This window comes from Bradyrhizobium sp. P2_E8 (assembly GCF_056403875.1).
The window spans coordinates 1-2,400 of the sequence record NZ_JBFUES010001065.1 but is presented as its reverse complement, the minus strand read 5'-3'; the positions used below and the strand labels follow the sequence as shown (position 1 = coordinate 2,400).

Sequence of the window (2,400 nt, the reverse complement as noted above, 5' to 3'; positions counted from 1 at the left end):
GCATGACGATCTTGAGCCAGATGCTCTCGCCCTTGGCCGCGGAGAGCCGGGTCGCGGTTGCGACCATGCCGTCGACGCTCTTGCCGACCACCGTGTTGATCTCGGTTGCCTGAGCGACGTTGCGCGACGCGGCGGCGGGACGGGCGGAGCGCGGGATCGGCGCGGAGGCGGCGACGACGTTGGCGCGGTCGACCGGGGAGGCGGCGGCCGGCGCATAGGCCAGCGCCTGATAGGCTGCGTTGGAGACACTGGCGGTCGGCTGCGGATCGGTCGCGGCGGCAAGCGCCTGGCGGGCCTTCAATGCGGCGACCTGCGCCGGCGTCGCCTGCTGCGGCGTAGCCGGGATGTCCCAGAAGCCGCGGGCATTGATGATGTCGGCCGGGGTTTCAGGCTTGCCGGCGGCCGGCTTGTCGGCCACGGGCGCGGGCTTCGGCTTGGGCGGTGCAACGATCTGCGCATCGGCCGAGGCGAGCTGGAACGTGGCGGCGATCTGCGGCTTGGCGCGCGGCGTCGGCACCGGATCGGCCGGCTTGGCCGCGGCGGCGACCACGGTGGGCGCCACGGGCTTGGCGGCCGGGGCAGGTGCGCCCTCGTCATCCTCGTCGCTGGTGGCGGCGGGCGGGGCCGACTTGCTCTTGAACAGGGCGGCGAAGAAGTTCGGCTTGCTGCCGGAATCGTCACCGTTGCCGCGGCGCTCGATCTCGGCCTTGGCGAGCTCATAGCCCTTCAGCGGCGTGCCGTCGGTCGGCAGATGTACCGTCTTTCCGTCCGGGAACACGCGGGCGAGCTGGTCATGCGTCATGCGCGGCCAGTGCCGGATGCTTCCGGTATCCAGATGCACGAAGGGCGAGCCGGAGGTCGGGTAGAAGCCGACGCCGCCGCGCTGGAGGCGCAGGCCGGCGAAGCGGATCTGCTCCAGCGGCACGCCCGGAATGTGGAAGTCCATCGCATGCCCCAGCATGTGCTGGCTGAAGCGCGCCACGCCGGAGGAGCGGCGGCGGAGCATCGCGTTGGTGGCGGGGGAGCGGTAGGAGGAGATGATCTGGATCGGCTGCTTGCCGTCGACGTCGCGATAGACTTCCCAGAGGATGTCGAAGAGGTGACGGTCCATGACCGTCTCGTCCTGGGTGCGCCAGTCGCGGAGGAAGTGGTTGAGCTGCTTCAGCGCCGCCTCGTCGTAGCGGCCGTCGCGCTTGAAGGTGACGGTGAGGTCTTCGCCGGAATGGGTGTGGTGGAAGGAGAGCGTCTTGGTCTCGTTCAGCGCGGCGGCGTTATGGACCGAACCCGCGGCAGCAAGCAGCAATACGGCAGCAAGGCCGATCCGGGATCCGGCCTTCACTCCCGCATGGGACGACGACAGCACAGCGAATTGGCGTGCGAGTCCAGACAGCACGTATGAGCCCACCCAGTCGACGAGCGTTCAAAATGGACTCTCCCGCCAACCCCGTTAGCGCGCGAAAGAGGATGAACGCTTTCTTAAAGCGAGAAGGTTAATTCGAGGTTGACCTTCCCGCGCCCAAACCAAGTCAGAATACAAACCTAACCGGTTGAGTGTGGCAAAAAAACGCCCGCTGCCCGAGGCCAGGTGGGGGAGTGGTTAACGTTAAGCGACCCCATCCAGGGGACGGGGTCGCTGATTTCATTGCAGAATTTCAGGAAACAAGAGGCCGGGCAGGGCTCAGCGGGTAAACACCCGCTGCGGCCGGCGGCCCACCGGAGCCGGCGGCGGGGTCGGCGCCCCGAACAGCCGCTCGAAGAAGTTCGGACCGGACGAGCCGAAGCCGCCGCCATTGTTGGCCACCGCCACGCCCGAGGGCAGCGTCGTCGCCGGGCGCGAATAGCTCGGCTGGGAGTGGGCGACGATGTTCTCGAGGTCCTTGCCGCGGCTGTTCTTCAGGATGTTGATCATGGTCGCGTCGCGGCCATAGACGTCCTTGCGGAATTGCAGCTTGCCGGCATCGTCCACGAACGCGGTCTGGTAGGTGATGTTGACCGGGATCGGCGTCGGGAATTTCAGGTCGATCTCGCTCTTGCCGTACATGCTGCGCACGCGCTCCGGCGTGTACTTCTCGTTCGGCATGGCGATGTTGAGCAGCACGGAGGCGTACTGATCCGGATTCTGCACGCGCATGCAGCCGTGGCTGAAGGCGCGCTCGTCCCGGGCGAACAGGTTCTTGTCCGGCGTGTCATGCTGATAGACCAGGAACTTGTTCGGGAAGTTGAAGCGGATGCGGCCGAGCGCGTTGGCTTCACCGGGCGGCTGCGAGATGTGCACCGAACCGTCGCGGTTCTGTTCGAGCTTGAGGCCCATGCGCTGCAGCACGGTCGGGTCCTGCTGAAGCGCCGGCAGGTATTCGTTGTAGACGATCGACGGCGGCACGTTCCAGGTCGGGTTGACCG

2 protein-coding genes are annotated in these 2,400 nt (G+C 66.9%); both read right to left on the bottom strand.

Annotated elements, in window-relative coordinates; genetic code table 11:
• On the bottom strand, positions 1–1,393 hold a 1,393-nt coding region (gene mepK, locus AC1D00_RS36675), incomplete at its 3' end, for a peptidoglycan L,D-endopeptidase MepK (RefSeq protein ID WP_477014032.1).
• 285 nt (positions 1,394–1,678) lie between these two features.
• Positions 1,679–2,400, bottom strand: a 722-nt coding sequence (locus tag AC1D00_RS36670) for a L,D-transpeptidase family protein (protein ID WP_477014031.1), incomplete at its 5' end; no start/stop codon positions are given.